Annotated in this window: 5 protein-coding genes and 1 pseudogene; 1 reads left to right on the forward strand and 5 read right to left on the reverse strand. The window is 66.4% G+C overall.

Going from position 1 to position 6,149, the window contains the following annotated elements:
• Positions 1–7 precede the first annotated feature (7 nt).
• The 3 genes from ACFYO0_RS45800 to ACFYO0_RS45810 all read right to left on the reverse strand — a co-directional run bounded on the left by ACFYO0_RS45800 (position 8) and on the right by ACFYO0_RS45810 (position 3,877).
• Positions 8–499, reverse strand: coding sequence for a hypothetical protein (locus ACFYO0_RS45800; RefSeq protein WP_388688224.1), 492 nt, complete (start codon positions 497–499; stop codon positions 8–10).
• A gap of 646 nt (positions 500–1,145) precedes the next feature.
• Positions 1,146–1,538 (reverse strand): hypothetical protein, encoded by a 393-nt coding sequence (locus ACFYO0_RS45805; protein ID WP_388688226.1) that lies wholly within the window; start codon positions 1,536–1,538, stop codon positions 1,146–1,148.
• Between the two features lie 815 nt (positions 1,539–2,353).
• Complete coding sequence (locus tag ACFYO0_RS45810; protein ID WP_388688229.1) at positions 2,354–3,877, reverse strand: MFS transporter; 1,524 nt, start codon at positions 3,875–3,877, stop codon at positions 2,354–2,356.
• A gap of 102 nt (positions 3,878–3,979) precedes the next feature.
• On the opposite strand from ACFYO0_RS45810, the gene ACFYO0_RS45815 reads away from it, so the two are divergent.
• A complete protein-coding gene (locus ACFYO0_RS45815; RefSeq protein ID WP_388688232.1) occupies positions 3,980–4,864 on the forward strand; it encodes a helix-turn-helix transcriptional regulator in 885 nt (294 codons plus the stop codon).
• A 157-nt stretch (positions 4,865–5,021) separates the two neighbouring features.
• Here the strand turns inward: ACFYO0_RS45815 and ACFYO0_RS45820 are convergent, their stop codons facing one another.
• Positions 5,022–5,879, reverse strand: a complete 858-nt coding sequence (locus ACFYO0_RS45820; RefSeq protein ID WP_388688234.1) for a MerR family transcriptional regulator — start codon at positions 5,877–5,879, stop codon at positions 5,022–5,024.
• 184 nt (positions 5,880–6,063) lie between these two features.
• A pseudogene (locus ACFYO0_RS45825) lies at positions 6,064–6,149 on the reverse strand (IS5/IS1182 family transposase); the annotation flags it as partial.

The following is a 6,149-nucleotide window of genomic DNA, read 5'->3' on the forward strand; positions in this document are numbered from 1 at the left end:
GACGTCCTCAAATTTCCCGATCGCTACGTTCCGCAAGGCCGTAGCTGGAAGCAATTGGGTTCCACAACTCTACAAATGCTTCCTTGCTCTCGGTGGCCAACTCGTCAGTGGACTGTGCGGCTCGGTGAGCTTCGGTACGCGGTGCTGGCCCGCCACGCGGACACCCCTCGTCCTGTGCTTCTCGTGCCCAGTCCGCGTAATTGCGGTCGGAATTTGCTGACGCGTCCCATGCGTCTTCCAGGTCAACCCTCAAAGTTTCATTGTTCGGCAGGTCGGATAGATCTGTTTGATTGAGTTCGTCTACGAGGTCCTCCCGGTCGGCCGCTACATCCAGGAGGTTCTGGCGGGCTCCAGCAAGGCTCTCGCATCGGTCGATCTGCCCAGTGGCAGTAGCGACCCTCTCCCGCTGCAGGGCGCTGCGGTCGAGGAGTTCGTCGAGCGTCGTTGCCTGCTGTCGTGGCTGGTGGGGGATAGCCGACGAGCCTTCGATCCGTGCCATGGCGAGCGTGTCCGTGGTCGCCAGCAGACTGCCTGATGATGCGGAGACGGCCGCGCTGCCAGCAAGGGCGAGGGGGACAACTATGGCCGCAACGGTAAGTTGACGTCGCATGATCGAGCCCTCCAGAAGAGACCTGTCTTTCTATCCACGATGCTCTTCAGCCTTGCCAATTGCATCTCAGCACAACGACAGCTTCATAATTACTGAGCAGCACGTTCCATAACTGGAAGCTGTGAAAAAGGGTTGTAGAATCGGCGACTTTCTCCGATGCCACACCCGGCGTTCTGTCCCGCCCTGGGGACGGCCAACTTCCAGGAGCGGCTACGCCCTGGGGACGGCCAACTTCCAGGAGCGGCTACGCCCTGGTGACGGCCAACTTCCAGGAGCGGCTACGCCCTGGTGACGGCCTCTCGCTCCCATGTCCGCCAACGCCAGCGCGACCACAGACAGTGGTCAAGAGACCTCACACACCGAGGGAAACGCGACAGCCGATTGCGCGAGACAGCATGTCGAGCCCGAACGGCGATCTGTATGCGCCCTGGAGGGCCGCCGCCTGAGGCTGACAACGCTTCTGTGACTCTCTCTGGTCAAACGCACGCGGGCGGCCCGGGGCCAGGACACTCGGGGAGGCGCTGACACAGCGGTCTCAATCGCCGCCACAGGGCAGGGGAACAGCGAACTCCTCTTCCCCGGCTATGAAGCGGTCTACGTCACCGTTGTCGTCCATGGCGAAGGTGATGACCTTTCCTTGGAACTGTGCTCCGCTCGGGGTGAAGACGAGTTCGTCCGTGGATGGCTCCTCGACTTCACCGGCGTATGTCGCCAGTACCTCGGCTTGTGTGCTGCCCCGATGGATTCCCGATGCGGTCGAGATTGACGCGGGTGAGAGGACATAGACCGCGACGAGTCGGTCGTCGTTGCTAAAACGCAGCAGTAGTCCGTCCGGACCGCCTTCGATGGACAGGTCCTTGCAGTCTGGGCCGCCCGGACCTTCGGGGATGCGCGCTCCGATCGCGTGCTCGGCCTCACTGCGACTCATGCCCAACCGCAGCGGGCCAATTCCGTTGACGGTAACGCGATCCCTTGCCGTCGACGCTGAGCACCAGCAGCGTCGTGCTCGCTGCCGGGGCAGGGGTGCGGGCGGCATAGAAGGCGGCGATGTCCACCGCGGCTGCCCGCACGAGCTGTTCGGCCTGGCGTTTGCCGACCGCCGGATTCCCGCAGCGGCGTTCGATCGCTTCCAGGGCGTGGACGTAGGAGCCGCGGACCGCTTCGCACGACCAGACGCCGAAGTCCCAGGCTGTGGTGCTCGCGCGGCACCCCCAGCACCTGCTCGGCCGGATAGCAGTTGGGCAGGCCCGGTCCGCGCAGCGCGCACCGGGTGACGGTCACCGGCCCGACCACGGTCGCCAGTTGGCGCCGGTGCTTCTTCTCCAGCCGGGTCCGGCCCGCGGCGAGTTGGGCCCGCCCGCCGGTGTCGAGGGCGGCCAGTTCGGCTTCCTCCCGGCGGGCGCTCAGGTCGAAGTGGCCCTGGAGGAGGAGACGGGCCAGCTCCCTTGCCCCGTTCTCTGCGTCTTCCTCCACCCGTTCATGGGGCAGGAGCAGAGCTTCGGGACGGGAGAGGGAATCGATGAGACAAGTGAGGAAAGAAGCAGCTCGGTCAAAGGGGTCAACCGCCGCTGCGGCCGCATAGCCGACCGCGTTGCTTCCGCCGCGCTTGCGATAGACGCCCTTGCTGCTGGTCTGCACCGCGCGCATCCATCTCGGCGGCAACTTGAGCGATCGGGCGGCTCTGGCCACGCTCCAGCAATCGTCGTCGGTCTTCGGCCGACAGGGATGTGTTGGCGTGAGTCATCAGGCCTTGCTTTCCACTCGGTCCGTCGTGGGCTCGCCGGGCATGTCGGGGCCAGGCTCGCCGGGCACCGACTTGGGGAGCCAGCGCAGCGCGACGGTCCCGAGTGCGGCGTGCAACAGGCCGGCCACCGCGGCAGCAGCGTGCAGGCCGGTGACGAAGGCCGCCTTCGCCTCCTGGAGTGCTGCGGGTGCGAGGTCGGGCAGCTGGAGGGTCTCGTCGAGGGTGGGGGCGAGAGCCGGCCCCTGGAGCCGGAAGATAAGCGCGGCGAGCGAGCCGAGGATCGCGATACCGAGGGCATTGCCGATCTCGTTGCTGGTCTCGGCGATCGCGCCGGCCGACCCTGCTCGTTCCGTAGGCACTGCCCCGACTGCGGTGTCGGCGACGAGGCTGAAGGAGATGCCGTACCCCACGCCGGCGATCGCCGTCGAAGCGATGTACCAACCGATCCCGCCTGTAGTCGTGGTGAGGAGCAAGAGCCCCAGACCGGCTGCGATGGAGAAGTGGCAGATGATGAGCGCGGTCCTCTTGCCGATGCGATCGACGACAGCCGGCGTGACGATGCAGGAGACCGTGAGGACGACCGCACCGGGGAGCGCCAGGAGTGCCGCGTGCAGGACGCTCAGGCTCAGGACGGACTGGAGGTAGATGCCTGCCAGGTACGCCGCCGCCGACCACGCTGCCAGCGGCAGCAGGCCGGTGATGATCGCGATGGTGAAGACGCGGTCGCGGAACAGGGAGAAGTCGATCAACGGGTGCTCGAGGTGTCGCTGGCGGAGAGCGAAAAACGTCAGCAGCACGACGCCGAGGAGGGTTGTCAGGGCTGGCAGGACTGACACTCCGTCTGCGGCCATGTGCTTGAGGCCGTACATCGTGAGCAGGAGGCCTCCGGCGGAGATCGCGACACTGAGCGTGTCGATGCGACCTGGTCGAGTCGCGCGGACCTCGCGGAGAAGGACTGGCGCGAACAGCAGAAACATGACGATGACGGGGAGATTGACCAGGAACACTGAGCCCCACCAGAACCGCTCCAGCAGGGTGCCGCCGACGATCGGGCCGACGGCGAACCCGGCTGCGAACGCGGCTGCGAAGATACCGATGGCCTGGGCGCGGCGCCGGGAGTCGGGGAGCAGCTCGCTCAGCACAGCCAGCGCCGAGGGCAGGAGGGTCGCGCCGGCCACCCCCATGAGTGCTCGGAAGGCGATGAGAAGCTCAGGGCTCGGCGCGAATGCTGCCCCGACGGACCCGATCCCGAACACCGTCGCGCCGATCATCAGCAGCTTCAGCCGTCCGTAGCGGTCGCCGATACTGCCAAAGGCGACCAGCAGGGAGCCGACGGCGAAGCCGTAGATGTCCAAGATCCACAACGCCTGGTCGGCGGTCGGTGAGAGGGCTTGGCTGACCCGCGGCATCGCCAGGAACAGGATCGATCCGTCCATGGAGACGAGGAGGACCGGTCCGAGGATCACCACCAGTCCGAGCCACGCCCGCAGACCGGGTGAGTTGTGCACACGCTCTTCAGTCATGCCGTCGACGGTTCGACGCAACGCGGTCGACAACCATCCCCCTGCCGTGGGTATACCCGACAGGTACACCCACAGGCGTGACCGGCAACTTAGGCTCGACTCATGGAGACCCTCGGAACGTTCCTGAAGAGTCGCCGTGATCGGGTCACTCCGGCTGAGATCGGCCTGCGCACCTACGGCACCTCTCGCCGAGTCCCCGGCCTCCGGCGGGAAGAGCTCGCCCAGCTCGCTGGAGTGAGTGCGGGGTACTACACGCGCTTGGAGCAAGGCCAGGCTGAGACCGCTTCCGAGCAGGTTCTCGACGCGCTCGCTCGTGTGCTCCGGCTCGACCAGGTAGAAACCGTCCACCTGCACAATCTCGCTCGACAATCCGCGAAACCCGGCCTCTTCGAACCGCATCCCGAGGAGCCTCACCTGCGAGTCCTCACACTCCTGGAGTCACTCGGTGAGGCCACACCCGCGATTGTTCTCGGCAGGCGCGGAGACGTGCTCGCCTGGAACTGCACCGGACACGCACTCGTTGCCGAGCACATCGCCTTCGACGCGCCGCAAGACCCGGCGCGGCGTCCGTCGATCCCACGGATGTTCTTCCTCGATGCCCTCACCCGCGACATGTACCGCAACTGGCACGAACTCGCTCGCGTCCACGTCGCCTACCTGCGACTCACCGCGGGCCGGTACCCCACCGACGCCCGCCTGGCGGGACTGATCGGCGAACTCGCCATGCGCAGCGATGACTTCGCCACGATGTGGGCGACCGGTGATGTCTCCGACTGCACCGTCGGGGCCATGGACCTGCAGCACCCCACCGTCGGTGCCGTGAACGTGGACTACCAGGTGTGGCTCCAACCCGACAGCCCCGACCACCGGCTCGAGATCTACACCCCGAACGACTCGACCTCTGCCGACGCGTTGCGAGTCCTGACCTATCAAAGCAGTCTGGGCAGTGAGCCACAGTCGATCAGAAGCACTCAATCACTGACCTGATCAGACAGGCATCAGGCGCAACTCCGCCGGCAACGATGCACGTGGCGATGGCCGCTCTTCATACAGTGCCCAACGGCCGCCGGAGGCACCGTGGTTACGTTCGTGTTGCACTATTCCGGGCTGCTCTTGTCGGGCTCGCCCCGAGCGCCGATTCCAGTCAGCAGGTCCGTGGGGTGTCGCCGCCTTGATCGGCGGCGTGAAGCAGTTCGATGACACGTTCCTCGTACCGGAGGCGGGCCGGGGAGAAGTCGTACGGCATCTTGCCGATGGCCTCCATCGGGCTCGTCCTCGCCTCGCCTTCCTCCTCGCCGGCGTGCTCGTCCTCCTGGTCCAGGAGGCCGTCGAGGGCCTCGTCCAGGCCGGATCTGTCGATGGTGGCTCCCAAGGCGGTCTCATGAGCGCACCGCTGGGCAGCCAGGTCTTCGATGCGGGGGTCGTCGGGGGACATGGTGTCGTCCAAGGCCGCCTCGGCCTCGGCCAGGCGGCCTTCTTCGGCCCGCAGCTCGGGGTGGGTGGCCAGGACGATGAACCGGTTGGCCTGGACGGCGGCGCCCAGGGAGCCGAAGATACGCTCCGTGACCAGAAGGGTATCGAGATCGGCCGGGCGCAGGGACCCGGGCGGCAGATCATGCAGGCGGCCACTGACCAGCGGTGAGAGCAGGCCCAGGGGGCTGCCCACCTCGCGGAGGCGGTGCACGGCGGCCCGCTGGGCTTCGATGGCGGCCGCCTTGGAGACGAGGGACTCCTCCAGCCGGGCCAGGGACTGCTCGATGCCGGTGGCGCCCTCAAAGCCGGCCCGGATGTCGTCCAGGGAGATACCCGCATCAGCCATCTTGCGGATCCACAGCAAGCGGATCATGTCGTCGTATACGTAGCGGCGGCGGTCGTCGCTGCCGCGTTCCGGTTCGGCGAGGAGCCCGATGGCGTGGTAGTGGCGGATGGCGCGGGGTGTGGTCCCGGCGAACGCGGCGGCATCGCCGATCTTGACCCGGCGGGGAATCGCAGGAAGGGGCATGCGCGGGAACCTCTCAATGTCGTGCTCGCCGCCTACTGGACCACATGCCGCTACGGCACATGCAAACCCCGCTGCCGTAGGCGCGCCCCGCGCTCCCGCACCGTCAAGGGTCGTACGGATCGCTGTACGGGCAGAGAAAACGTCCCGGATAAGCAGACTTGGGGAATTCAGTCAATGAGCTCTTTCAGCGTTGCCGCTCCAGGGTGAGGACGGCTGCGGCGATTGACGTCATTCGATTCGGGCTGCACCGGGACCTGCGGAAGATACGCC

The organism is Streptomyces sp. NPDC006365, assembly GCF_042870755.1.
Classification (GTDB): Bacteria; Actinomycetota; Actinomycetes; order Streptomycetales; family Streptomycetaceae; genus Streptomyces; species Streptomyces xiangluensis.